Source organism: Rhodovulum kholense, from assembly GCF_003053725.1.
Taxonomy (GTDB): Bacteria; Pseudomonadota; Alphaproteobacteria; order Rhodobacterales; family Rhodobacteraceae; genus Rhodovulum; species Rhodovulum kholense.
This window is the reverse complement of the sequence record NZ_QAYC01000004.1, coordinates 33,021-58,138: the sequence shown is the minus strand read 5'-3', so window position 1 is coordinate 58,138 and position 25,118 is coordinate 33,021. Positions and strand designations below refer to the sequence as shown.

The following is a 25,118-nucleotide window of genomic DNA, read 5'->3' as shown; positions in this document are numbered from 1 at the left end:
GGCTATGCCGCTTGCCTCAGGAAAGGTCTCAGGACATGTCGCCAGCCATACACGATCAAGACGCTTTTGACGACCGGGACTCCGGCGACCTGCAATCTTCCGAGGCACCCGGTCTGGCGGACGAGGGACTGATGAACGGACACGGGCATGAGCATCGGCATCGCGGCGGGCATCGGCACCGGCATGGGCATGACGGTCTCGGGACGGGCGAATGCTGCCACGCGACCGGGCAGCCCTGCACCTCGCCGGAGGCCCGGGCCGCCGATTGCGTCCTGGGGCCGAATGCCTGTCCGCTGGCGCTGGCCGACGAGGGCGTCTGGCTGCGCGTCGTGGCGCTGCGCCCCGGGCGCGGCGTGCATCACCGGCTGATCGATCTTGGCCTGACGGTAGGCGCGCGGGTGCGCATCCTGCAGCGGGGCGGCGGCTGCCCGATGCTGATCGGGGTGGGCGAGACGCGTCTGGCGCTGGGGCAGGGCCTTGCCGGGAAGATCCTGGTCGAACCGGCCAATGACGACCACTAAAACGAAAGACACGGGCGAATGGAAAACACACTGCCGAAGATGGGTACGACGGTTCGCGTCAAAAGCTTCGCGCGGGGCGACCGGGCGGGGCGCGAGCGGCTGCTGACCATGGGCCTGACCCCCGGCACCGAACTGACCGTGACCCGGGTGGCCCCGATGGGCGATCCGATCGAGATCCGCGTCCGCGGCTTCGCTCTGTCGCTGCGCAGGGACGAATTCGCGCTGCTCACGCTGGAGGCCGTTGACTGATGAAATCCTTTACCATCGCCACTGCGGGCAACCCGAACTGCGGCAAGACCACGCTGTTCAATGCCCTGACCGGGTCGCGCCAGCGCGTCGGCAACTGGGCGGGTGTCACCGTCGACCGCAAGGAAGGCGCCTTCTCGCACAAGGGCGCCGATGTCACCGTGGTCGACCTGCCAGGCACCTATTCGCTGGGCAGCATCTCGGATACCGGGCTCGATGAATCCATCGCCCGCGACTATATCCTGTCGGGCGAGCCCGATCTGGTCATCAACATCGTCGATGCCTCGAACCTGGAACGGAACCTCTATCTGACCGCCCAGCTGGTCGAGATGCGGGTGCCGATGATCATCGCGCTGAACATGATGGACATGGCCGAGGAAAACGGCCTGAGGATCGACCCCGAAGCGCTGGCCAAGCGGCTGGGCTGTCCGGTGATCCCGCTGGTCGCGGCCCGGAAGAAGGGCGTCGAGGCGCTGAAGGATGCCATCGTCGCGGCTGCCGCAGCCCCCGAGCCGCCGAAAGCCACGGTCACCCATCCGCCCGCGGTCGAGGAGGCCTTGGCCGAGCTTGTTCCCGCGACCGCGCAGGCTGCGGCCGACAAGGGTGTCGATGCGCGCTGGCTGGCGGTCAAGCTGCTGGACGGCGATGCCGCCGCTCTGGCGATGGTGCCGCCCGCGCTGGCGGCCGAGGCCGAAGAGGCCCGGCTGAAGGTCGAGGACCTGCTGGACGAGGATATCGACATCCTGCTGGCCGATTCCCGCTATGGCTTTGCCAACGGGCTGGCGCGCAGCGGGGTCCGCCGCACCAGCCGGATTTCTCGCAGCCTGTCGGACCGGATCGACGGCGTGGTGCTGAACCGGGTGCTGGGCATCCCGATCTTCCTCTTGATCATGTATGTGATGTTCCTCTTCGCGATCAATTTCGCGAGCGCGTTCATCGACTTCTTCGACATTCTGGCGGGCACGCTGCTGGTCGACTGGCCCTCCGAGGTCATGGCGACCATCGGCGCGCCCGACTGGCTGATCGCGGTCCTGCCGGGCGGGGTCGGCGCCGGGATCCAGACCGTCGCGACCTTCATTCCGGTGATCGGGTTCCTCTTCCTGTTCCTGACCTTCCTCGAGGATTCGGGCTACATGGCGCGGGCTGCCTTCGTGATGGACCGCTCGATGCGGGCCATCGGCCTGCCGGGCAAGTCCTTCATTCCGATGATCCTGGGCTTTGGCTGCACCGTGCCTGCGGTGATGGCAACACGCACGCTCGACAACCGGCGCGACCGCCTGATGACGGTGATGATGGCGCCCTTCATGTCCTGCGGCGCGCGGCTGCCGGTCTATGCGCTGTTCGCGGCGGCCTTCTTCCCGGTGGGCGGGCAGAACATCGTGTTCCTGCTGTATGTCATCGGCATCCTCGCCGCGATCCTGACCGGGCTGGTGCTGAAGAACACGTTGCTGCGCGGCACGACCTCGCCGCTGATCATGGAACTGCCGCCCTATCACATCCCGACCCTGAAATCGGTGCTGCGCACCAGTTGGGATCGGCTCAAGGCGTTCCTGTTCAAGGCGGGCAAGATGATCGTCGCGGTCGTCGTGGTGCTGGGCTTCCTCAATTCGCTGGGGACGGATGGCAGCTTTGGCAACGAGGACAGCGACCAGTCCGTGCTGTCCTCGATCGGCAAGGCGATCACCCCGGTGGTCGAGCCCATGGGCATCCATGAGGAAAACTGGCCCGCCACGGTCGGTCTGTTCACCGGGATCTTCGCCAAGGAGGCCGTGGTCGGCACGCTGAACGCGCTTTACGGCCAGATGGCCGAAGACGCGGGCGCCGAGGACGAACCATTCAGCGTGATGGCCGGGATCGGCGAGGCGCTGGCCTCGATCCCTGCCAATATCGCCGATGCGGCCGGAAGCCTCGCGGACCCGCTGGGCCTGAACATCGGCGATGTCGACGATCAGGCGCTCGCTGCCGAGGAACAGGGCGTGTCCTCGGGCATCTTCGGCGCGATGGCCGAACGGTTCGACGGCACCGCCGCAGCCATGGCCTACCTGCTGGTGATCCTGCTTTATGCGCCCTGCGTGGCCGCAACCAGCGCGATCTGGCGCGAGACCGGCACCAAATGGACCCTGTTCGCGGTCGGCTGGACCACCGGTCTGGCCTATGGCACGGGCGTCATCACCTACCAGTCGAGCCGGCTGGCTACCCATCCGGCCGAGGCCTCGGCCTGGATCGTCGGCATCCTCGCGATCTTCGTGGCGGTGCTGGTGACGATGCGGATCGCCTCGACCCCGCGGGGTCCGGGCGGCGCCGCGGCGCGGGCGGCGTGAGGGCGGGGCGATGGTTCTTTCCGATATCCGCGCCTATTGCGCCGAGGCCGGTCAGGTTTCGCTCCAGCAGCTCGCCAACCGCTTCGACACCGATCCCGAGGCGATCCGGGGCATGGTCGACGTGCTGGTGCAGAAGGGCATGCTGCGCTGCCTGACCGAAACGCCCGAAGGCGGTTGCGGCAAGGGTTGCTGCGGTTGCGCGAAAAGCTGCGCGCCGCTCGCCGGGATGAACGACGCCGTCTATCAGTGGGTCGGGCGCCAGCGCCGCCCGCTGCACTGACCCCGGCTCTTTTCCAGACCAGTCCAGCCAAGTGACGTGCGGTCCCTCTCGCGGGGGCCGCACCTTTAGTTGACTGTTTTTATGGGGAATTGTAACGACCTTGTGTGGGCCGCCGCTTCGATAGGCGCGGCCCATTCCGCCAGCGTTCCGCCAGCCTCGACGACAGCAAGAGGGGTCCGTGACAGACGGGCTTTGGGGGAATGTAACGATGACCAAAGAGACAAACCGGCCCGCGTTGCGGGTCGGCGCCACGATTCTGACGCTGGCCGCCGTGCCACCGGACAGCGTCCTGGCCCAGCAAGCCTTTGCCCTCGATCCGGTGACGCTGGCCGAGACCGACGAGACCGGCACCGAGATCGCCACGGGCGATGCGGATGACAGCGGCACGACCGCCCTGGGTGCCGATGCGGTCCAGATCCGCAGCGACGGTTCGGGCGACGCCAATACCGCGCTGACCAGCCTGCCCAACGTGCAGTACCGCGACACGCCGTTCGATTCGGGCGTCAATGTCGACGACATCCTCGACCTGAAGCCGCTGGAATTCTCGATCTCGGGCGGCCGGGTCAGCGGCAACGCGATCCGGCTGAACGGCACCGGGATCGGGTCGGCGACCGGCAACACCCATCCGCATACCAGCGAGGATCTCAGCCGCCAGACCGGCAATCCGGGGACCTACAGCTTTTACGGGCTGCATTCCCAGACCCAGTTCGTGCCCTCGGCGATGGTCGACAGCATCGAGGTCCGCGATTCCAACATCTCGGCCGAATATGGCGGTTTCGAGGGCGGCGTGGTCGACTATACCCTGACCCAGCCGGATGCCGCGCGGGCTTCTGGCAAGGTCTCCTTGAGCTTCCAGAACGATGCGCTGGTGCATTACCGGCTGGGCACCGAAGACGGCGACAACCCCGACCGCGTGCCGAAGCCCGACTTTTCCAAGCGGGAGGTCTCGGCCGAGTTCAACCAGCCCCTTGGCGAGAACACGGCCGTGATCTTCGGCTTTGGGCGCCGCATGGCCGAGGCCACCAAGGCGAAAGAGCCGCAATACCGCCCGCTGACGGCCGATGACGACAGCCGCAGCGATTTCTGGCGGCTGAGCCTTGCGCATGAGTTCGAGAACGGCGACCAACTCGAGCTGAACGGCTACCTGACCGATTACAGCCAGGGCTGGGATTCGCCCTGGACCCAAGATTATCACCTCGACGTCGAAACCCGGAACCTGTCGCTCGATGCGAGCTACACCCGGCAGCTGGGCGGTTTCGATCTGGGCCCGGCCAGCCTGTCGAACGTCAAGCTGACACTGGGCGCCGTGCATCAGGACAACGAGGCTAGCAACAGCACCGATCAGAACACGTTCCTGTCCTGGTTCGGGTCCTATTTCAGCACGCTTCGGGGCCAATCCTACCACACCGATGCGTTCGACGCCTGGTGCGACACGCCCGACACGCCCAGCGCTGCCGAGGATTACCATGCGTGCCGCCGCGGCGGTTATGGCAGCAAAAGCTATTCCGACACGCGCAACCGGATCGAGGCCGAGCTGGAGGCCGATCTGGGAGGCGGCCGCTTCAAGTTTGGTGCCTATGTCGAAAGGGTCGATGCCCGGCAAAGCGGCGACGGCTTTACCTCTTACACGTCGAGCACCTATCTCGACGCCAGCGACCCGTTCGGCAGCTTCACCTGCCCCGCAGGCGATCCGGCCTGTATCGACGACCAGTATCTGCGCGCACGCATCGTCCAGGACGCCTATGACATCTCGACCGACGCCACCCTGGCCGAGGCCTATCTGGAATACGACCGGAGTTTTGGCGATTTCGGCCTGCGGGGTGGCTTGCGGTTTTCCTATAACGACGTGCTGAAGAATACCGACATCGCCCCGCGGCTGTCGGCCAGCTGGACGCCCGGCCCGGATTTCGCGGTCGTGGCCGGGGCGAACCGCTACTTCAGCGGCGAATATATTTCCTATGCGATCCACGACGCCTTGCCGCGCGGCGCGAACGAACGGCGCAGTCACGATGCCACCACCGGCGAGGTCGGCGCCTGGACCCCGTTTCTCGACCTCGGCTCCTATTCCTACACGCAGGACGGCCTGAAGACGCCCTATGTCGACGAAACCTCGCTGGCGGTGATGTACCGCGACGCCTGGACCCGGGGCACCTGGCGGCTGAAGCTGATCGACCGGCAGGGGCGCGACCAGTTCGCCCGGTCGGCGGACAGCACCGGCTCCAACAACCTGCTCAGCAATGACGGCACCACCGAATACCGGTCGGTCTCGCTGGAATACGAAAAGCGCTGGCGTGGCGGCGGGGCGCTGGACGATGTGGGGCTTTACCTCTCGGGCGTCTGGGCCGACAGCGACATGTCGAACGACACCTATTTCGGCGACGAGGGCGATATCGGCGACGACGAATTCATCTGGTACGACGGCCGGTCCTATACCCGGAACGAATTCGATCAGAGGACCGGGCGGCGCGACATTCCGGTCCGCGCGACCGTCGAGCTTGGATCGAACTGGAAGAACGGCCGCTTCGGGCTGGGGGTCGGGGCCGACGTGTCCTTCGCCTATACCGGCGTGCGCAACACCGACGAAAGGGAGACGCACAGCCACCCGACCTACGGCGCGCGCACCCACGACGTTTACGAGGATTACGAGTTCGACACCGCGGTTTCGGCCTTCCTCACCGCGCGCGTCCGGCTGGCCCAGCTTCGGGGAGGCGATCTCGACCTGAACGTCAAAGTCGCGAACCTGTTCGACGATACCGGCGGCGGCACCGCCACCGACAGCAATCCCTGGATCCCCGGACGGAGCTTCTATGTCGGCACGACTTACAGCTGGTAAGGCCTTGCGGCTGGGGCTTCTGGTCGCGGCGGCGGGGCTGGGGCTGGCGGCGATGACGGCACCTTTGCGGCTGGCGCCCGAGGACCTGCGAGCGGTCTATGCCGGGCCGCCCGAAACCTGGCCCGCGCCCGAGATCGACCCGGGCGTGACCTATGTCGAGCTTGCGCCCCGTCCCTTGCCGCCCCGGCCCGCGCCGGGCAGCGCGGCCGAGGCCCGCCGGGCGCTGGGCGAGAAGCTTTTCGCCGATCCGGTGCTGTCGGCCTCTGGGCAGATCGCCTGCGACAGTTGTCACAACCGGCGTCTGGGCTGGGGCGACGGGTTGCCGCGCTCGCTGGGGCATGGGCGGCAGGAAGGCCCCCGCAACGCGCCCGCGCTGTTCGCCGCCGGGGCCGGGCTGCCGCTGTTCTGGGACGGGCGGGCCGCGACGCTGGAGGCGCAGGCGCTGGGACCCATGGCCAACCCGGTCGAGATGGCCAATGCCGATCTGGGCGCCATCGCTCCGAGGGTTGCGGCCGATCCGGCCTATCCGCCGCTTTTCGAGGCGGCCTTCGGGCCGGGGCCGGTCACGCTCGACCGGATCGCGGCGGCACTGGCGGCGTTCCAGACCCATCTGGACCGGCCGACCCGGCTCGACCGGTTTCTCGCGGGGGACGGTCGCGCGCTCGGCGACCTTCAGATCCGGGGGCTCCATCTATTCCGCACCAAGGCGCGCTGTGCCAACTGCCATTTCGGGCCGCTGCTCAGCGACGGCGCCTTCCACGATCTGGGGCTGTCCTTCTTGGGCCGCGGGCGCGAGGATCTGGGGCGCTTTGCCGTGACCGGGCTGCCGGAGGATGCCGGGCGGTTCCGCACCCCGAGCCTGCGCCATGTCGCGCAAAGCGCGCCCTACATGCATAACGGGATCTTCCCCCATCTGCCGGGGGTGATCCGGTTCTATGCGGGGGGCGGCGGTGCCTCGGCGCGGCTTCCGGAGGCGCCCGGCCCGGTCGAGACCGGGGCCGCGACGCCGTCGCCATTGGTGCGGCCGCTCGATCTGGGCCCCGACGATGTCGAGGCCCTGGTCGCCTTCCTCGAGGCGATCTGAGTCCCGAAGCCCGGCCTCAGACCGGCATGAACCTGCCGGTCTCGGGGTCGTAGCATTCGACCACGCCCTCGCCGATGTCGTTCCAGAGCCCGTGCAGGGTCAGCGACTCGGCCTCGACGGCGGCCTGCACGAAGGGGAAGGTCATCAGGTTCTCGATCGAGACCAGCACCGCCTCCTTCTCCATGGCGCGCAGCCGTTCGGATTCGTCGGCGATGCCGGCCTGGCGCTCGTAGCTCGGGCGCAAAAGGTCCATCCAGCGGCCGATGAAGCTGGTCTTTTCCTCCAGCTGCGGCGCGAGCCCCGCGCACATGTCATGGCAGCCGCGGACTCCGCCGCAATTGGAATGGCCGACCACCAGCAGGTTGGCGACCTTCAGCACCGTCACCGCGTATTCGACCGCCGCCGAGGTGCCGTGATGGTCGCCATCGGGCGCATAGGGCGGCACCAGACCCGCGATATTGCGGTGAATGAAGAACTCGCCCTCGTCCGCGCCGAAGATCGAGGTGACGTGGATGCGCGAGTCGCAGCAGGAGATGATCATCGCGCGGGGGCGCTGGCCCTCTTCGGCGAGACGGCGGTACCAGGCCTTGTTTTCGGCATGGGTGGTGGCTCGCCAGCCGTGATAGCGCTGGACGAGATAGCTGGGCAGCGGGCGTGCGTTCATCATTTGTGCGGCTTCTCCCCGATTTCCTCTGCGGGTGCATAAGCCGCAATTGCCGGAAATTCGAGACATTTCAAACACCCGCGGCAACGGTTTCTTGACGCTGAAAGGCGAGGTTGAACGTTAGGTGTGGTGATCGGAGGGTGCTTCAGGTGTCCAACGTCGTAACTATGCGCCAGGACGAGCCATTGCGGCTGGACTCCGAGCGCCTGGCTGACATGTTCGTCGATTTGGGCGAGGTAAGGGCGTCTCATCTGATCGTCCTGTCGATCGATCGGCTGGAATCGCTGATCGACGGGTTGCATCTGGCGGCAAGCCAGATCCGACCCGGCGATTGCGTCGAACTGACCGCGCAGATTCGCGCGCTGGGCGACTCGCTTGGCATGATCAGCCTGTCGTCGGCGGCGCGAAACGTGTCGCGCGCGTCGCAGTCCGGCGACCAGGTCGCGGTCGCGGCGACCCTGGCGCGACTCAAGCGGGTCGCGGTGCGGTCGTTCCGGCTGGCCGAAGAGCTTCAGCACCGGTCCGGCTGAACCGGCTTGCGGGCCGCGCCGAAGAGGCTAGGGTCGGGTCTGATCCCGACCCTCCCCGAAGGACTGTCCCATGTTCCCGCGTTTTGCCGATTCCGCCGCGCCGTCGCGCCCGCTTTTCGTTGTCCAGGAGGCGGATCTTGCCGCCTGGCGCGCAAGCCGGCCGCCGACCGAGGCCGCCTGGCTCGAGGCGACCGGCTTTGCCGCCGGTCTGGGCGAGCTGCAGCTTCTGCCCGGCCCGGATGGCGCCGTCGCGGGGGCCGTGGCCGGGCTTGGCGCGGCGCCGGCCCGGGCGCGCGGGCGATTCCATCTGGCCTCGGTCGCGGCGCGCCTGCCCGAAGGCGTCTGGCATCTGGATACCGCGCTTGCGGGCGCGGACCTTGAGTCCGAGGCGCTGGGGCTTCTGCTGTCGGCCTACCGGTTCGACCGCTACCGCCCTCAGGCCGCGCAACGCGCCAGCTTCAAGGCGCCCGAGGGCGTCGATGTCGCCCGGATCGAGGCGATGGCGGCGGGCGAGGTGCTGACCCGCGACCTGATCAACACCCCGGCTTCGGACATGGGCCCCGAGGCGCTGGAAGAGGCGGTGATCGGCCTTGCCGCGCGCCATGCGGCCGAGGCCAACGTGATCCGCGGAGACGAGCTTCTGGCGCAGAACTTTCCGATGATCCATGCGGTGGGGCGGGCCGCCGCCGAGGCCCCGCGCCTGCTGGAACTGCGCTGGGGCGAGGCCGGACCTCGGCTGACGCTGGTCGGCAAGGGCGTCTGCTTCGACACCGGCGGGCTTGACATCAAGCCCTCCAGCTCGATGGGCCTGATGAAGAAGGACATGGGCGGCGCGGCCACGGTGCTGGGGCTGGCCTCGATGATCATGACGCTGAAGCTGCCGCTGCGGTTGCGGGTGCTGATCCCGGCGGTCGAGAACAGCATCGCCGGTAATGCCATGCGGCCGCAGGACATCCTGACCGCGCGCAACGGGCTGACAGTCGAGATCAACAATACCGATGCCGAGGGGCGGCTGGTGCTGGCCGATGCGCTGGCCCATGCCGCCGAGGAAGAGACCGACTGCCTGATCTCGATGGCGACGCTGACGGGCGCCGCGCGGGTCGCGGTCGGCCCCGACATCGCGCCCTTCTACACCGATGACGAGGCTGTGGCCGCGGCGCTTTCCGGGGCCGGAGCGGCGATGGCCGATCCGGTCTGGAGGATGCCGTTCCACGCGCCCTACGAGGCGATGATCGAGCCCGGCATCGCCGATCTCGACAATGCGCCGAAGGGCGGGTTCGCCGGGTCGATCACCGCGGCGCTGTTCCTGCGCCGTTTCGTCGGCGAGGCGCGCTACACCCATTTCGACATCTACGGCTGGCAACCCTCCGACGCCCCGGCCCGTCCCAAGGGCGGGGTCGGGCAGGGGGCGCGGACGATCCTCGCCGCGCTGCCCGAGGTGCTGGGGCTGTGACCGGCGCCGTCCCCCGCGACCGGCGCGAGACGCCCGCGAACGACCGGGTGGCGGCGACCCGGCTGAAGGGGCTGGTCGAGGCGCCCCGCTATGCCGATCCGGTGCAGTTTCGGGTGACCCGGCCGCTGACGGATCTGTTGCGCGCGCCGGGTGGGCCGCGCGAACGCCAGCTGGTGCTGGGCGAGGCGTTCGAGCTGCTCGACATGCATGACGGGTTCGGGTTCGGCTGGGCTGCGCGCGACGGGTTCGTGGGCTATGTCGCGGCCCAGGCGCTGGCCGCCGATGTCCCCGCGCCCACCCACCGGGTAGCGGTGCCTGCGAGCCACGCCTATTCCGCGCCCGACCTCAAGCGGCCCGAGGTGATGGGCCTGTCCTTCGGCACCGAAGTCCGGGTGGTCTCGGCCGAGGGTGGGTTCTTCGAGACCGCGCAAGGCTGGTTCGTGCCCAAGCCGCATCTGCGGCCGCTGAACGTGCCGTTCCGCGACCCGGTGACCGTCGCGCAGCTGTTTTTCGGGGTGCCCTATCTCTGGGGCGGCAATTCGGTCTGGGGGATCGACTGTTCGGGGCTGGTGCAGATGGCCTGGCTGGCCTCCGGGCGGGCCTGCCCGGGCGACAGCGATCAGCAGGAGCGGGGGCTGGGCGAGGCCCTGCCCGAGGGCAGCCCGGTCGAGCGCGGGGATCTTCTGTTCTGGCGCGGCCATGTCGCGCTGGCGGTCGATCCGGAGGTGATGATCCATGCCAACGGGCACACGATGTCGGTCGCCTACGAGCGGATCGCCGATGCGGTTGCCCGGATCGAGGCGCAGGGCGAGGGCCGTCCGACCGCGCATCGGCGCGCCTAGGCGCGGGCCGGATCGGCGGCTACTCGACCGGCCGGATCAGCTTGCGTTCCAGCACCCGCAGCACGGTCGGCAGCTCGTGGCCGCGCTTGAGGATCTGCCCGTCCATGCCGATCACCGAGTAAAGCCCCTGCCGGCCACGCAGGCGGGGACGTTTCTCGATGCGGTAGAGCGGGTGTTCGGCAGTGCGGCGGAAGATCGAGAAGATCGCCGCGTCGCGGAGGCAGGAGATCCCGTAGTCGCGCCATTCGCCCGCAGCGACCATCCGGCCATAGAGGGTGAGGATGACCCCCAGCTCGGTCCGGTCGAAGGCGACCTGTTCGGCGGGGCGTTCGGCCGGGAACGGCGTGGGGGGGATGACGCTCATGTGACGAAGGTGCCGCCCTGTCGCGGGCAAATCAAGGGCCGCCCGGGTTTTGCCCTGAAAATACCTGTGCTTCGGCATCAGGGCTTCCTGTGGAGGCCCGGAATCGGAGGCATAAGGGGGCATAGCGATACGCTGGACCCGGTGCCGCGGTGAAACAGCCCCCACCCAAGCTGCGGCGCCGGGTGACGACCTCCCACTCCTGGCCGGCCAAGGCAAAATTCTTTCCAAGAATTTTGGCCCCTGGCTGGCCGTTTCTTGGTGTCCGTGCGGGCCGGGTGGTGGCTTGGGCCAAGGACGTTTTCCCGAGGCCCGGCGGCGGAGCGGCGGCCGAAAAATTCTCTGCGAGAATTTTTGTCCCGCTCCGGGGCGCGACGCAGGGTGATGGGCGGGCTTGCTGTCAGCCGAACCGGCCCTGGCAGAACCAGCCCGCCGACATCTCTGCCCCATGCGCGTAGTACAGCCAGAGCCGGGTCTGCGCATCGGTGTCGACGCGCCAGTAATCCCGCGGTCCCGACCGCCAGGCCGGATCGTCCAGCCACCATTCCGGCAGGAGCCGTTCGGGACCCATCGCCGCGCGGGCGGCAAAGGCGCGCTGGCGCCAGCGGAACCGGTCGGGCGGTTCCGGGTGCTCGGCGGCCGCCACCGGTTCCGGCGCAAAAAGCAGAAGCGGCCGCGGCCGGTCGGGCCGGGGCCAGGGGCCGGCCGGGTCGGACCAGGCGGCGGCGAGCAACTGAAAGCCCTTTTCGGGAATGTGGCTTTCGGCCGGGGCCAGCCGGGTCACCGCCTCGAGCCCGATCCGGGCGCCAAGCCGCCCGATCAGATCCGCCATCCCGGGATCGGCCGCCGCCGGTTCGGGCGGCCCGGCCCTGTCTTTGCCCGCGTTCTTGGTCGCATCCCTGTATCGGTCGGCGCGCTCCGCGGTGTCCCGGCCCGGATCGTCGCCCGATCTGTCGCCCGATCTGTCGCCCGAGCCGTCGTCCGATCCACCGCCTGGGCCGTCGCCCGAACCGGCCCCGGTGCGGGCCGGGATGTCGAACCGGCCGGAATGCGGGTGCAAGGGTTCGGTTTCGATGGCGTCGAGCCGCAGCCGGTCGATTCCGCTTCCGTCGTCATGCCCGCCTTCGATGCCGTTCTCGATCCCGCCGAGTTTCAGCGCCAGCAGCGGCCGCATCCGGTCGGGCGCGGCAGTTGCGCGGGCCAGCCCGACCTCGACCGTCCGGATGCCGTGATCGGTGCGGAAGGCCTGCAGCCGCAGCCGCCGCGCGCCCAGCCCCGCGGCCTCGAGCCGGGCCCCGAGCGCGGGCAGCAGCCGGTCGATGGCGGCCAGCAGGTCCGCCTCGAGCCCGATCGGTTCGGGCAGGGACAGCCGCACCGCGAGATGCGGTGCGGGCCGGGCGGGCGAGACCGGTTCGGGGGCCGCGCCCAGCGCCTGATCGAGCCGGTCGACAAGCCCGCGCCCGAAGCGGCGGGCGAGCGGCGCGCGCGGCATGCCGAGAATGTCGCCGACCCGCCGCAGCCCGAGCCGGGCCAGCGCCTCGATTATGGTCTCGTCGAGCCGCAGCGCGGCCATCGGCAGCGGCGCCAGCGCGGCGCGGGTCTGGCCGGGGGCCGCGATCGGCAGGCGCTCTGCCGCCCGTTCTTCGGTCCGTCCGTCGGCTGGTCCCTGCGCCAGTCTTTCCACCCGGGCGGCGGTCTGGACGTTCTTTTGGCCCACCCTTTGACCTGCGCGCCGGGCCGCGCGCGACCGGGTGGCGCGGGCTTCCTGCGCGATGGCGTCGCCGGTCCGGTGCGGCTGCGCCTCGGTCCCGGCAAAGCGGGCCAGCGCCCAGGCCGCGCCCAGCGTGTCTGCGATGCCCGGGCGCACGCTCAGCCCCAGCGCCGTGCAATCGGTCTCGACCGCGGCGATCAGGCCGGGCTCGCCGCCGAAGAGATGGGCGCAGCCGGTGATGTCGAGCCGCAGCCCGTCGGGCGGGTCTTCGGCGACCCAGGGCGAAAACCGGCCGGCCCAGCGCCGCAACCCGGTCAGGAAGGCGGCCTCGCCGGCGGGGTCGGCGGGCCGGGTCGCCAGCTGCGGGCAGATCGCCATCGCGTCGCGCAGCGGCTGGCCGATCCGCAGTCCGGCCGCCTCGGCCTCGGCGCAGAGCGAGACGATGACTTGCGCGCCCCGGCGGTCGGCCAGCACGGCGAAGGGCCCGGGCGGCAGGCCCCGGCGGTCGCGCAACGCGCGGTCTGCGGCAAGCCGTGGAAACCACAGCGACAGGATTCGGCGGGCGGGCATGGCAGAATGTTCTCGTTTTGATCCAATCTAGCACCCCCCTCTGCGCCGAGTCGAGTCGGCCCCGCCTGCCCCCTGCCGCCGACCCCACGGCGATGTGACCCGCAGCTGTCGCAATTCCGGCATAGGCTGGGGGCGTCAATCAGGAGGATCCGAATGACCACAAGGCGCATGACCAAAGTGACGATCTTCGCGCTGGCCGCTGCGGCGGCCACGCTGGCCCATGCGGCCGATGCCACCGACCCGACCGTGAAGGCCCGGCAGGAAGCGATGGAAACCATCGGAAAAAGCATGAAGACCATCGCCGACATGGCCAAGGGCGATGCCGCCTTCGACTCCGGGGCCGCCACGGCCGCGGCGGCGACGATCGCCGAGACCGCGGCCAAGGTGCCCGGTCTCTTCGAGACCCCGGCCGACGATCCGGAATCGGAAGCGAAGCCCGCGATCTGGACCGATTTTGCGGACTTCACCGAAAAATCCGAGGCGCTGAAGGCTGCGGCCAGCGAGGCCGACATGGCCTCCCTGGATGCGCTGCGGGGGTCTGTCGGCGACATCGGCAAGACCTGCAAATCCTGCCACGACGACTATCGCGTCAAGAAATGACCGGCAGGGTCGGGGCCGGAACGCGCCGCCGCGCCGGCCCCGGCTTTCCCGCGGGCGTGGGCCGGGCTATATGACGATCCGGGTGGCACCCCGTCCCGCCCGGCAGAAGAAATCATGAAATACCCATGCCCGAGACAAAGCCGCCGCTTCTGGCCGTCCTGATCGACGCCGACAACATCCCCGCCCGCCATGCCGAACCGATCCTGAAAGAGATCACCAGCTTCGGCGAACCGGCCCTGCGCCGGGTCTATGGCGACTGGTCCTCGGACCGGCTGAAGCCCTGGGCCGAGAAGGTTCTGGCGCTGGGCATGGTGGCGCATCAGGAGACCGCCAATACCAAGGGCAAGAACGCCTCGGATATCGGGCTGGTGATCGACGCCATGGACATCCTGCATTCGGGCCGGTTCGACGGGTTCGTGCTGGTGTCCTCTGACAGCGATTTCACCCGTCTGGCCAGCCGCATCCGCGAAGAGGGGCTGGACGTGATCGGGATCGGCGAGGCCAAGACGCCGGTCTCGCTGCGCAATGTCTGCAACCGCTTCGTGCTGGTCGAGAACATCGTCGAGGAGCCCGCACAGGGCACGGTGCGCGACCGGGCGCAACCCGCGGCCGAGGGCAAGCGGCCGGTCCACGAGGTGTCCGAACTCATCATCCGGGCGATGGACAAGATCAACCAGGAAGACGAGTGGTTCACGCTGGGCCAGATCGGCCAGTTCATCACCGCCGACAGCCCCGATTTCGACACCCGAAGCTATGGCAAGCGCAAGCTTTCCGATCTGGTGCGCGATCTCAAACGGTTCGAGACCAAGCGGGTGGGCAATCAGCTTCTGGTGCGCCGGCTCGACTGAGCCGGGCCGCGTCGGGGGTCAGGTCCGATTGGCGCCGTAGCGCGCGAGGAAGACCGCCACCGCGCCGTCGATCACCCGGCGGATCTCGTCCTCGGCAAAGCCGTTGTCCAGCCGGAACACCCGGCGCGTGTAAAGATCGGCCTTGCAAAGCTCTGCGAACTGGTCGGCGGCGAGGGTCTCGTCCTCGACAGACAGTTCACCGCGCCGGGTCGCCTCGCGCAGGAAGGCCGCGATTTCGCTGCGCAGCCGCATCGGGCCGGACTGGTAGAAGGCGGCGCCGAGATCGGGGAAGCGGTCGGATTCCGCCACGCAGATCCGGAACACCGCCTGGTTGAACTCGGACAGCAACGCCGAAACGATGTGGCGCGCCGCACTTTTCAGCACCGTCTCGGCGGGCGCGGCCATGTCGATCTCGTGCAGCGCGGCCCCGGCCTGGCGATCGCATTCGCGCCGCAGCACCTCGGAAAACAGCAGCCGCTTGTCGGGGAAGTAGTTGTAAAGCGTGGCTTTCGAGACGCCGGCCGCCCGGGCGATGGCATCGACCGAGGCGCGCTCGAACCCGTCGCGCAGGAAGATCTCGCGCGCCCCTTCGAGCACCTGGTCGAACTTGCGTCCCTTGCGGATCCGGTCCGGTTTCGCGGTCATGGGGGAGTCCTGCGGCATCGCCGACATCCTAGACCGGGCGGTTCAGTTTCCGCAAGGCAAGCCTGTGGCAACGGGCCGCCCGGCCTGCGGCAGCGCGTCCCTTGCAGGGAGGGGCAGAGCGGACTAATTTAGAATCGTTTTAAACTGGAGTCCATTGACGATGATTCCCGGTCTTTCCCAGCGCCGCCGGTTTTCCGACCTGAACGAGCAGGAAATCCTGGCGCTTGCGATTTCGTCCGAAGAGGACGACGCCCGCATCTATCGCAGCTATGCTGAACAGCTGCGCGCCGATTATCCGGATTCGGCACAGGTCTTCGAGGCGATGGCGCGCGAGGAGGACGGTCACCGGCGGCGCCTGATCGAGACCCACCGCGCGCGGTTCGGCGAGGTGATTCCCTTGCTGCGGCGCGAGCATGTCGCGGGCTATTACGCGCGGCGGCCGGTCTGGCTGATGAGCAATCTCGGCATCGAGCGGATTCGCGAAGAGGCCGAGATGATGGAGCGCGACGCCCATGATTTCTACCTGCGCGCGGCCGGGCGGGCGACGGATGCGGCGACGCGCAAGCTCTTGGGCGATCTGGCGGCAGCGGAGGCAGGGCACGAGACGGTGGCCGACCGGCTGATCGCGACCCATGTCGATGCGGCCGCGGCCGAGAAGGAAAGCCGCACCGCGCATCGTCAGTTCGTGCTGACTTGGGTGCAGCCGGGGCTGGCCGGGCTGATGGACGGATCGGTCTCGACGCTTGCGCCGATCTTCGCCACCGCTTTCGCCACCCAGGATACCGGCACGACCTTTCTGGTCGGGCTGGCGGCCTCGGTGGGCGCCGGGATCTCGATGGGCTTCACCGAAGCGGCGTCGGATGACGGGGCGATCTCGGGCCGCGGCTCGCCGCTGAAGCGGGGGATCGCCTCGGGGGTGATGACGGCGGTTGGCGGGCTTGGCCATGCTTTGCCTTATCTGATCCCGCATTTCTGGACCGCGACCGGCATCGCCATGGCGGTGGTGTTCTGCGAGCTTTGGGCGATTGCCTGGATCCAGAAGAAGTACATGGACACGCCGTTCTTTCGCGCGGCCTTCCAGGTGGTGCTGGGCGGGGCGCTGGTCTTTGCCGCCGGGGTGCTGATCGGGTCGGGTTGAGTCCGGAAAGACCCGGGCCGGGCGGGTCGCGACTTTTCTGCGAAAAGTCGGGCCCGGTTGCCCGCGATGCGCGCGGTTACCGGCCCGTCGGCCGGTTGCGCGCTTGCCCTGTCCGCGATCCCGCGCTAGCCCTGAGGCAAGCGGGCGAGGAGGGAGTTTGCCGGATGGAAACGGTTTCGGAGAACAGGTGTTTCGACGGGATGCAGGGCGTCTACCGTCATGCCTCGGATGTCTGCGGCTGCGACATGACCTTTGGGCTCTTCCTGCCGGAAGAGGCCAAGGACGGTCCGGTGCCGGTGTTGTGGTATCTGTCGGGGCTGACCTGCACCCATGAGAATGCCATGACCAAGGCCGGTGCCCAGCAATGGGCGGCCGAACAGGGTATCGCGCTGGTCTTTCCCGATACCTCGCCGCGTGGCGAGGGCATCGCCGACGATCCGATGTACAATCTCGGGACCGGCGCGGGCTTTTACGTCAACGCGACCCAAGACCCGTGGTCGAAGAATTACCGGATGTGGGACTATATCGCCGAGGAACTGCCCCGCCTGCTGACCGCGAATTTCGCCATCGACGAAGAGCGCCAGTCGATCTGCGGCCATTCGATGGGCGGGCATGGCGCGCTGACCCTCGCGATGGCTTACCCCGAGCGCTATGCCGCCGTCTCGGCCTTTGCGCCGATCACGCATCCCAGCCAGTCCGACTGGGCCAAGAAGCCGATCCATGCCTATCTGGGCGAGGGTAATGTCGACTGGACCCGCCACGATGCCTGCCTGTCCCTGCGGGCCAATGGCTTTGCCGGGCCGATGCTGATCGATCAGGGCACCGGCGATCAGTTTCTCGATGCGCTGATGCCCGAGGCACTGGCGGCGGCCATGACCGAGACCCGGCATCCGGGCATTTTCCGGATGCAGAAGGGCTACGATCACAGCTATTTCTTCATCTCGACCTTCATGGAGGACCATGTCGCCTTCCATGCCGAGGCGCTGTACCGGTGAGGCGCGGGGGGCAGGCATGACCGTCTATGTCGACGCCGATGCCTGCCCGGTGAAGGCCGAGGCGCTGCGGGTGGCCGAACGCCACCGGGCGGACCTGGTCTACGTCGCCAATGGCGGGATCCGGCCCGTCGATCACCCGCTGGTGCGCATGGTCTATGTGCCCGAAGGCCCGGACGAGGCCGACAAGTGGATCGCGGACCATGCCGGGCCGGGCGATGTGGTCGTGACCGCCGACATCCCGCTGGCCGCGAAGGCGGTCGCCGCCGGGGCCCGGGTGCTGAGCCATACCGGCGAGGGCTTTACGCCCGCCAATATCGGCCAGAAGCTGGCGACCCGCGACCTGATGGCCGATCTGCGCGCCGCCGACCCGTTCCGGCAAGGCGGCGGCAAGAGTTTCGGCAAGGCCGACCGGTCGCGTTTTCTCGATGCGCTGGACCGGGAGCTTAGCGCCTGCGCGCGCGGGTGACGTCGCGGTCGGGCGCCTTACGGCGGGCGAGCCGGGGCCTTCAAGAATCCGCGTCCGCGGACTAGCCTGCGCGCGAGGTTCCAACCCGCAGGAGATCCGATGCCCATAGACGCCGTCGTTTTCGACATCGGCCGTGTGCTGATCGACTGGCAGCCCGAAGCCTTCTATGACCGCTGTCTTGGCGAGGACCGCCGCCGCCGGCTGTTTGCCGAGGTCGACCTGCACGGCATGAACGAGGGCGTCGATGGCGGCGACCCTCTGTCGGACGCGGTCGAGGCGCTGGCCGCGCGCCATCCCGGATGGGCCGCCGAGATCCGGATGTGGCGCGATAGTTGGCTCGACATGGCAAGCCCCGCCTTTCCGGACACGGTCGCCGTGCTGAAGGCGGTCAAGGCCACGGGTGTTCCGGTCTTCGCGCTGACCAATTTCGGCGATGCGACCTATGACATCGCCCGCGCCGCCTATCCGTTCTTCGATCTTTTCGACCGGGCCTATGTCTCGGCCCGGCTGCGGGCGATGAAGCCCGGCCCCCGGATCTACGAGATCCTCGAAACCGACAGCGGCATCGCGCCCGAGCGGCTGATCTTTACCGACGACAAGCGCGAGAACATCGCCGCCGCCGCCGCGCGGGGCTGGCAGACCCATCTTTTCGAGGGCGCCGGGGGCTGGGCCGCGCGGCTGGTTGCCGAAGGCGTGCTGGCACCGGGCGCGGTCGGTCATGGCTGAGATCATCGGGTTCGAGGAGGGCGAGCGTGCGCTGTCCTGGTCGGGGCTTTGCGAGGCCTTTGCGCGCGGCCATGCCTTGCCGCGCGCCGAGATCGCCGACAGCTTTCTTTATCGCGGCGAGGACACGCTTTTGAACCGGGCGGCCTGGATCGACGGGCTGGGGCTGGCGGTAAAGTCGGCGACGGTGTTTCCGGGCAACGGAGCGAGGGGCAAACCGGTGGTCAATGGCGGGGTCTGTCTTTACGCCGACACCGACGGCACGCTCGAGGCCATCGTCGATTTCCATCTGGTGACCAAGTGGAAGACGGCGGGCGACAGCCTGTTCGCCGCGACCCGGCTGGCACGACCCGACAGCCGCAATATTCTGGTGGTGGGCGCGGGAAATGTCGCCCGGTCGCTGGTCGAGGCCTATCGAAGCGCCTTTCCCGAAGCGCGCTTCACGGTCTGGAGCCGCACCGAGGCCAGCGCCCGGCGTCTGGCCGAACCGCTGGGCGCCGCCGTTGCGACCGATCTGGAGGCGGCGGTGCAGGAGGCAGATATCGTGACCTCGGCGACCATGGCGACCGAGCCCCTGATCCGGGGCGAATGGCTGCGGCCGGGCCAGCATGTCGACCTGATCGGCGCTTACCGGCCCGACATGCGCGAGGCCGACGACCGGGCTCTGCAGCGGGCGCGGATCTTTCTCGACAGCCGCGAGACGGTGCTGACCCATATCGGCGAACTGAAAACGCCGATCGCTACAGGCGCGATCGGGCCGGGCGATGTGGTGGCCGACTATTACGATCTGGGCGGCGGACGTTTCCGGCGCGACAGCGATGACGAGATCACGCTGTTCAAGAATGGCGGCGGCGCGCATCTGGACCTGATGACCAGCCGCTACATCCTCGACGCGTGGCGGGCGGCATGATCCGGGTGGGGCTTGTGGCGGGTCTTCTGGTGGCGGCGGCCTGGCCGCTGTCCGAGGCCCTGCGCCGCCCGATGGACGCGCGCGCCCGTGCGGGCGCGCCGGGGCAGATTGCTGACCTGCCCGGTGGGCGGACCCATCTGATCTGGCAAGGGCCGCCCGAAGGACCGGTGGCGGTGGTGCTGCACGGGCTGACCACTGGCAGCTACATCCTCGACGGAGTGGCGGCTGGGCTGGCCGGGCGGGGCTACCGGGTGCTGCGCTACGACCTTTACGGGCGCGGCTATTCCGATCGGCCGCGCGGGCGGCAAGACCGGGCCTTCTTCCTGCGCCAGCTCGAGGCGGTTCTGGACAGTCAACGACTGGGTGGCGAGCTGACTCTGGTCGGCTATTCGATGGGCGGCGCGATCCTGACGGCCTTTGCGGCGGACCATCCGGCCCGGGTGCGGCGGCTGGTTCTGCTGGCTCCGGCCGGGTTGGGCCAGACGCCGCCCGGCCTCGCGGATCTGGTCGCGCGGCTTCCCGGGCTGGGCGACTGGGTCATGGCGGTGATCGGCGTGGGCGTCTTGCGGCGGATGACGCAGCGCGTCGGCCGCGCGCGCGGTCTGCCCGCCGGGCTGATCGCGGCGCAGATCGCCGAGACCCGGTTTCGCGGCTTTCTGCCAGCGGTGCTGTCAAGCCTGCGGCACGTGCTGGCGAGGGATCTGGCGGCCGAGCATCGCGCCCTGGCAGAGGCGGGTGTGCCGGTCCTGGCGATCTGGGCCGGGCGCGACGAGGCGATTTCGGCGCAGGCCCGCGACCGGCTGGCCGTGCTGAACCCCGCGGCCGGGCACCTGCTTCTGCCAGAGGCCAGCCATGCCCTGCCGGTGACCCATGTCTCCGAGATCGTGGCGGCGATCCCGCCTGCCGGGTCATAAGGCCGCGCGTTCCGCTTTTCTTCCGCACCGTGGCACTCTAGATCCGGCCCATGAGCGAGACACTGAAAGACCTGTACGACGCGCGCGCGGCCGAGGGGCATCTGCGCCCCGATCCGGCCCAGATCGCCGCGCTGGCGCCGCTGGACCGGATCCGGGAGGCGCTAGAGAACCCGCCGCCCGCGCCGCGGGGCGGGTTCTTCCGCAAGGCCCCGCCACCCGATCCGGTGCGCGGGCTCTATCTCTGGGGCGGGGTCGGGCGCGGCAAGTCGATGCTGATGGACCTGTTCTTCGGCGCGGTCGCCATCGAGGGCAAGCGCCGGGTCCATTTCCACGCCTTCATGCAGGAGGTGCATCGGGGGCTGCACGCGGCCCGGGCGACGGGCGCCGACGACGCGCTGAGGCCGGTCGCGGCCGGAATTGCCGACGGTCTGAAACTGCTTTGCTTCGACGAGATGCAGATCGTCGACATCACCGATGCGATGATCGTGGGGCGGCTCTTCGAGCTTCTGTTCGCGGCCGGGGTGACGGTGGTGACGACCTCGAACCGGGTGCCCGGGGATCTTTACAAGGACGGCCTTCAGCGCGAGCGCTTCCTGCCCTTCATCCGGATGCTGGAAGAGCGGCTGGAGGTCATGGAACTCGGGTCGGCGACGGATTACCGGCAGAACCGGCTGACCGGGGAAGAGGTCTATTTCACGCCCTCGGACCGGGCGGCCCGGGCCCGGATGGCGGCGATCTGGGAGCATTTCACCCATGGCGAGGGCGGGCCGCTGGTGCTGCGGGTGCAGGGACGGCAGGTGGAACTGCCGTTCTTCCACAACGGGGTGGCGCGGGCGACGTTCTGGGATCTTTGCGCCAAGCCTCTGGGGCCGGCCGATTACCTGGCAATGGCGCAGGCGGTGCGGGTGCTGATCCTCGAGGACATCCCGCGGCTGTCGTCGGAGAACTATAACGAGGCGCGGCGCTTCGTGACGCTGATCGATGCGCTTTACGAGGGAAAGGTGCGGTTGATCGCCTCGGCGGCGGCGGAGCCAGAGATGCTTTATCTTGAAGGCGAGGGGACCTTCGAATTCGAGCGGACGGCCAGCCGTCTGCGCGAGATGCAAGGCGCGGACTGGGCGCGCGGCTGAGGGCGGGGCGCGAATTTTCTGCGAAAATTCGGGGTCGGGGTCAGCCGTTCTCGCGCAGGACCCGGCCCGCGAGATAGAGCGAGCCGCAGATCAGGATGCGCGCTTCAGGCGTGGCGGCGGCGATCCGGGCCACCGCTTCGGCCACGTCCCCGGCGGTTTCAGCCCGCAAGCCGGCCGCTTCTGCCGCCGCCCTGGTCGCCTCGGCGGGCAGGGTCGCGGTTTCGCCCGGGATCGACACGGCCGTCAGGCTGGCCGCGACAGCCGCGAGCGGTTTCAGGAAACCCGCCACATCCTTGGTGTTCAGCATCCCGCAGACGAGGTGCAGCGGTTTTGACGAAAGCCGTGTGACGGCCTCGGCCAGCGCAATCCCGGCGGCCGGGTTGTGGCCGCCGTCGAGCCACAGCTCGGCCCCGCCTGCGGCCTCGACCAGCGGGCCCTGGCGCAGCCGTTGCAGCCGGGCGGGCCACTCGGCGCGGGTCATCGCGGCCTCGCAGGCGGCCTCGTTCTGGCCGAGCGCCCGCAGCGCTGCCAGTGCCGCCCCGGCATTCACGACCTGATGCGCCCCGATCAGGCGCGGCATCGGCAGGTCCAGCAACCCGCGTTCGTCCTGGAAGATCAGCCGCCCGCGTTCCTCCCAGACATGCCAGTGCTGGCCATGGGCGATCAGCGGTGCGCCAAGCCGGGCTGCACGGGCCTCGATCACCTCCATGGCCGCCTCGTCTTGCGGACCGACCACGCAGGGCACGCCGCGCTTGAGGATCCCGGCCTTCTCGGCCGCGATCTCGGCCAGGGTCTCGCCCAGATACTGCTGATGGTCGATCGAGACCGGCGCGATCACCGTCAGGCGCGGGGCCTCGATCACGTTGGTCGCGTCAAGCCGCCCGCCGAGGCCCACTTCAAGCAGGCAATAATCGGCCGGCTCGCGCGCGAAGGCCAGGAAGGCGGCGCAGGTGGTGATCTCGAAATAGGTGATCGGCAGGCCCGCATTGGCGCGCTCGCACTCATCGAGCACGGCGGCAAGGGCGGCTTCGGCGATCGGCCCGTCCGTCATCCGGACCCGTTCGTGAAACCGCGCCAGATGCGGCGAGGTATAGGCCTGCACCCGGGCGCCCGCGGCCTCGAGCCCGGCGCGGATCATCGCCACGGTCGAGCCCTTGCCGTTGGTCCCGGCCACATGGATGACCGGGGCAAGCCGCCTTTCGGGATGATCGAGCGCCGCCAGAAGCCGCCAGACCCGGTCCAGCACCAGATCGATCACCTTGGGGTGGAGCGCCATCATCCGGTCGAGAAGGATGTCGCTGGAGGCCGTGCTCACGCCTTTGCGCCTCCGGCCGGAGGTTCGGCATCAGGCTGGGCGGGCAGGGCACGCGGCGGGTCGGGCGGGGTTTCGGACCCCTCGTCGTCGCCGCGCGCCGGCCCGTGCGAGAAGCTTGCCGGCGGTGGCAGGTCGGCGATCACCGCGGGCGGCAGCCCCATCAGCATGCGGATGATGGTGATCAGTTCCTCGCGCAGCTTGCCGCGCGGCGTCACCCGGTCGAGCATGCCGTGGTCCAGCAGGTACTCGGCGCGCTGGAAGCCCTCGGGCAGCTTCTCGCGGATCGTCTGTTCGATCACCCGCGGCCCGGCGAAGCAGATCAGCGCCCCGGGCTCGGCGATCTGCACGTCGCCCAGCATCGCGTAGGAGGCGGTCACCCCGCCAGTCGTGGGATGCGTCAGCACCACGATATAGGGCAGGCCGGCCTCTTTGAGCATCTGTACCGCGACGGTCGTGCGCGGCATCTGCATCAGGCTGAGGATGCCCTCCTGCATCCGCGCGCCGCCCGCGGCCGAGAACAGGATGAAGGGCCGTCCCAGTGCCACGGCACGCTCGGCGCCCGCGACGATGGCGTTGCCGACATACATGCCCATCGACCCGGCCATGAAGCTGAAATCCTGCGCGGCCGCAACGACCGGCGTGCGGCCGATCTCGCCCTCGGCGACCAGCATCGCCTCTTTCTCGCCCGTGGTCCTCTGGGCGGTGCGCATGCGGTCGGGATAGCGCTTCTGGTCGCGGAACTGCAGCGGGTCGGCAACCGGCACCGGCACCTCTACCTCGGTGAAGATGCCGCCGTCGAACAGCGTGATGAAGCGGTCCCGCGGCAGGATCGCCATGTGATGGCCGCAGGAGGTGCAGACGTTCAGGTTATCCGACACTTCCCGGTGGAACAGCATCGTCCCGCAGGCATCGCATTTCGACCACAGGTTCTCGGGCATCTCGCGCCGCGAGAACAGCGAATTGATCTTGGGCCGGACGTAGTTGTTGATCCAGTTCATCGGGGGCCTCTCGCACGAATGGGCCGTGAGATAAGCCGCGAACGCCGGAATTGCAATCGCGCCGCGCCCCGGCCCCCCCCCGGTCAGATCAGCGCGCGCAGAAGACGCCAGAGCAGGAGGATCGCGATCAGGTCGATGGCCATGGCAAGCGGTGCGCTCGAGGTATCGGTCACGTCGAACGGGGTCACGAACAGCGCCAGCCCGGTGATAGTGCCCTTGACCGAGGTGAAGAGAAGCGAGCTGACATTGTTGACGAAGTGCCAGCCCATGGCGGTGCCGAGACTGCCCGATCGTTCTGTGAGATCGGCGGCGGCCAGCGCGAAGGCGAGGATACCGACCAGCACCATCACGTTGTTCATCCCCGCCGCCGGGTTGTAATGGAGCGCGGCAAAGATCAGCGCGGGCAGCCCCATCCAGACCGCGCGCCAGGCAAAGCGCGCTGCCAGTTGCTGTTGAAGATAGCCGCGAAACAGCAGTTCCTCGGACCCGGTCTGGATCAGGACCAGCACCAGAGCCAGCGGCAGCACCCGGACCCAGGTCGCCGGGTACAGATTGGCCTCGAGCGGGATCGTCGCCCAGGACAGCGCAAAGAGTGCCGTATAGGCCGGGATCAGCACCTTGAGTGCGCCGAAAAAGCCCCGTGCCCAGTCGCGAAGCGGTCCGAACAGCGAGCCGGGTTCGCGGTAATGCAGCGCGGGTGTCGCGATCAGCACCCCAAGCCCCATACCGAGAAAGCTTGCCAGCACGAACAGGGTCTGGGTCGGGGTCGCGGGGGCCGAGAGCCCCATGATCCAGCCGAAATAGTTCAGCGGCCCGAGCACCGGATAGGCCGCGACCAGCATGGTCGAGAACACGCCGACATAGACCAGCAGGATCACCAGCACGCCGACGATCAGGCGCCAGAACTCGGGATAGAGCCGGGCGGGCTCGATATAGGCCTCGAACAGGGGGGAACGCATCGCTCTCTTCTTGTATCTTGTTGCGTCGGATGGCGCGACGCGGACCTTCGCGTCTGAGGCG

At 68.6% G+C, this 25,118-nt stretch carries 25 protein-coding genes; 18 read left to right on the top strand and 7 right to left on the bottom strand.

Annotation, left to right across the window (positions count from 1 at the left end):
• The first annotated feature begins 131 nt into the window (after window positions 1-131).
• The 6 genes from C8N38_RS06805 to C8N38_RS06780 all read left to right on the top strand — a co-directional run bounded on the left by C8N38_RS06805 (window position 132) and on the right by C8N38_RS06780 (window position 7,285).
• Window positions 132-521, top strand: a complete 390-nt coding sequence (locus tag C8N38_RS06805; protein ID WP_108025201.1) for a FeoA family protein — start codon at window positions 132-134, stop codon at window positions 519-521.
• A gap of 18 nt (window positions 522-539) precedes the next feature.
• Entirely contained in the window at window positions 540-770 is a 231-nt protein-coding gene (locus C8N38_RS06800; protein ID WP_108025199.1) for a FeoA family protein, read from the top strand.
• The gene (gene feoB, locus C8N38_RS06795) at window positions 770-3,088 is read left to right on the top strand and encodes a Fe(2+) transporter permease subunit FeoB (RefSeq protein ID WP_108025197.1); all 2,319 of its coding nucleotides are present in this window, start codon (window positions 770-772) and stop codon (window positions 3,086-3,088) included. Before C8N38_RS06800 ends, feoB begins: the two co-directional genes overlap by 1 nt.
• A gap of 10 nt (window positions 3,089-3,098) precedes the next feature.
• Window positions 3,099-3,368 carry a FeoC-like transcriptional regulator gene (locus tag C8N38_RS06790; RefSeq protein WP_075784263.1) on the top strand — a complete coding sequence of 90 codons (270 nt, stop codon included), beginning with the start codon at window positions 3,099-3,101 and terminating at the stop codon, window positions 3,366-3,368.
• A gap of 208 nt (window positions 3,369-3,576) precedes the next feature.
• Window positions 3,577-6,201, top strand: a complete 2,625-nt coding sequence (locus C8N38_RS06785; protein WP_108025195.1) for a TonB-dependent receptor — start codon at window positions 3,577-3,579, stop codon at window positions 6,199-6,201.
• Window positions 6,176-7,285 carry a cytochrome-c peroxidase gene (locus tag C8N38_RS06780; protein WP_108025193.1) on the top strand — a complete coding sequence of 370 codons (1,110 nt, stop codon included), beginning with the start codon at window positions 6,176-6,178 and terminating at the stop codon, window positions 7,283-7,285. The genes C8N38_RS06785 and C8N38_RS06780 overlap by 26 nt, the downstream gene beginning before the upstream one ends.
• Before the next feature lie 16 nt (window positions 7,286-7,301).
• On the opposite strand, the gene C8N38_RS06775 is transcribed toward C8N38_RS06780, so the two are convergent.
• A complete protein-coding gene (locus tag C8N38_RS06775) occupies window positions 7,302-7,952 on the bottom strand; it encodes a carbonic anhydrase (RefSeq protein ID WP_108025191.1) in 651 nt (216 codons plus the stop codon).
• Between the two features lie 146 nt (window positions 7,953-8,098).
• On the opposite strand from C8N38_RS06775, the gene C8N38_RS06770 reads away from it, so the two are divergent.
• From C8N38_RS06770 to C8N38_RS06760, 3 genes are all read left to right on the top strand, one after another.
• Window positions 8,099-8,479: a hypothetical protein gene (locus C8N38_RS06770; protein WP_146176235.1), complete on the top strand. Its 381-nt coding sequence runs from the start codon at window positions 8,099-8,101 to the stop codon at window positions 8,477-8,479.
• A 70-nt stretch (window positions 8,480-8,549) separates the two neighbouring features.
• On the top strand, window positions 8,550-9,932 hold the full coding sequence (locus C8N38_RS06765) for a leucyl aminopeptidase family protein (RefSeq protein WP_108025188.1): 1,383 nt from the start codon (window positions 8,550-8,552) through the stop codon (window positions 9,930-9,932).
• The gene (locus C8N38_RS06760) at window positions 9,929-10,774 is read left to right on the top strand and encodes a C40 family peptidase (RefSeq protein ID WP_108025186.1); all 846 of its coding nucleotides are present in this window, start codon (window positions 9,929-9,931) and stop codon (window positions 10,772-10,774) included. Before C8N38_RS06765 ends, C8N38_RS06760 begins: the two co-directional genes overlap by 4 nt.
• Before the next feature lie 19 nt (window positions 10,775-10,793).
• On the opposite strand, the gene C8N38_RS06755 is transcribed toward C8N38_RS06760, so the two are convergent.
• Both C8N38_RS06755 and C8N38_RS06750 read right to left on the bottom strand, forming a co-directional pair.
• Window positions 10,794-11,138 (bottom strand): DUF2794 domain-containing protein, encoded by a 345-nt coding sequence (locus tag C8N38_RS06755; protein WP_108025927.1) that lies wholly within the window; start codon window positions 11,136-11,138, stop codon window positions 10,794-10,796.
• 397 nt (window positions 11,139-11,535) lie between these two features.
• A complete protein-coding gene (locus C8N38_RS06750) occupies window positions 11,536-13,416 on the bottom strand; it encodes a Y-family DNA polymerase (RefSeq protein ID WP_245895572.1) in 1,881 nt (626 codons plus the stop codon).
• A gap of 153 nt (window positions 13,417-13,569) precedes the next feature.
• On the opposite strand from C8N38_RS06750, the gene C8N38_RS06745 reads away from it, so the two are divergent.
• Window positions 13,570-14,016 carry a c-type cytochrome gene (locus C8N38_RS06745; protein WP_108025184.1) on the top strand — a complete coding sequence of 149 codons (447 nt, stop codon included), beginning with the start codon at window positions 13,570-13,572 and terminating at the stop codon, window positions 14,014-14,016.
• Between the two features lie 125 nt (window positions 14,017-14,141).
• Entirely contained in the window at window positions 14,142-14,864 is a 723-nt protein-coding gene (locus tag C8N38_RS06740) for an NYN domain-containing protein (protein ID WP_108025182.1), read from the top strand.
• An 18-nt stretch (window positions 14,865-14,882) separates the two neighbouring features.
• On the opposite strand, the gene C8N38_RS06735 is transcribed toward C8N38_RS06740, so the two are convergent.
• On the bottom strand, window positions 14,883-15,509 hold the full coding sequence (locus C8N38_RS06735; RefSeq protein ID WP_108025180.1) for a TetR/AcrR family transcriptional regulator: 627 nt from the start codon (window positions 15,507-15,509) through the stop codon (window positions 14,883-14,885).
• A gap of 160 nt (window positions 15,510-15,669) precedes the next feature.
• Between C8N38_RS06735 and mbfA the strand changes: the two genes are divergently transcribed.
• The 7 genes from mbfA to zapE all read left to right on the top strand — a co-directional run bounded on the left by mbfA (window position 15,670) and on the right by zapE (window position 21,785).
• Window positions 15,670-16,647 carry an iron exporter MbfA gene (gene mbfA, locus C8N38_RS06730; protein WP_108025178.1) on the top strand — a complete coding sequence of 326 codons (978 nt, stop codon included), beginning with the start codon at window positions 15,670-15,672 and terminating at the stop codon, window positions 16,645-16,647.
• A 164-nt stretch (window positions 16,648-16,811) separates the two neighbouring features.
• On the top strand, window positions 16,812-17,642 hold the full coding sequence (gene fghA / locus C8N38_RS06725) for an S-formylglutathione hydrolase (protein WP_108025176.1): 831 nt from the start codon (window positions 16,812-16,814) through the stop codon (window positions 17,640-17,642).
• 16 nt (window positions 17,643-17,658) lie between these two features.
• A complete protein-coding gene (locus tag C8N38_RS06720) occupies window positions 17,659-18,108 on the top strand; it encodes a YaiI/YqxD family protein (RefSeq protein WP_108025174.1) in 450 nt (149 codons plus the stop codon).
• Window positions 18,109-18,207: 99 nt separating this feature from the next.
• Window positions 18,208-18,834 (top strand): HAD family hydrolase, encoded by a 627-nt coding sequence (locus C8N38_RS06715; protein WP_108025173.1) that lies wholly within the window; start codon window positions 18,208-18,210, stop codon window positions 18,832-18,834.
• Window positions 18,827-19,741, top strand: coding sequence for an ornithine cyclodeaminase family protein (locus C8N38_RS06710; RefSeq protein ID WP_108025171.1), 915 nt, complete (start codon window positions 18,827-18,829; stop codon window positions 19,739-19,741). The genes C8N38_RS06715 and C8N38_RS06710 overlap by 8 nt, the downstream gene beginning before the upstream one ends.
• Window positions 19,738-20,655, top strand: a complete 918-nt coding sequence (locus C8N38_RS06705) for an alpha/beta fold hydrolase (RefSeq protein WP_108025925.1) — start codon at window positions 19,738-19,740, stop codon at window positions 20,653-20,655. The genes C8N38_RS06710 and C8N38_RS06705 overlap by 4 nt, the downstream gene beginning before the upstream one ends.
• Window positions 20,656-20,705: 50 nt before the next feature.
• Window positions 20,706-21,785: a cell division protein ZapE gene (gene zapE, locus C8N38_RS06700; protein WP_108025169.1), complete on the top strand. Its 1,080-nt coding sequence runs from the start codon at window positions 20,706-20,708 to the stop codon at window positions 21,783-21,785.
• Between the two features lie 40 nt (window positions 21,786-21,825).
• On the opposite strand, the gene C8N38_RS06695 is transcribed toward zapE, so the two are convergent.
• From C8N38_RS06695 to C8N38_RS06685, 3 genes are all read right to left on the bottom strand, one after another.
• Entirely contained in the window at window positions 21,826-23,064 is a 1,239-nt protein-coding gene (locus tag C8N38_RS06695) for a bifunctional folylpolyglutamate synthase/dihydrofolate synthase (protein ID WP_425440026.1), read from the bottom strand.
• Window positions 23,065-23,096: 32 nt separating this feature from the next.
• The gene (accD, locus tag C8N38_RS06690; protein WP_108025165.1) at window positions 23,097-24,098 is read right to left on the bottom strand and encodes an acetyl-CoA carboxylase, carboxyltransferase subunit beta; all 1,002 of its coding nucleotides are present in this window, start codon (window positions 24,096-24,098) and stop codon (window positions 23,097-23,099) included.
• Window positions 24,099-24,181: 83 nt separating this feature from the next.
• Window positions 24,182-25,057, bottom strand: coding sequence for a CPBP family intramembrane glutamic endopeptidase (locus C8N38_RS06685; protein WP_108025163.1), 876 nt, complete (start codon window positions 25,055-25,057; stop codon window positions 24,182-24,184).
• Window positions 25,058-25,118: the final 61 nt, after the last annotated feature.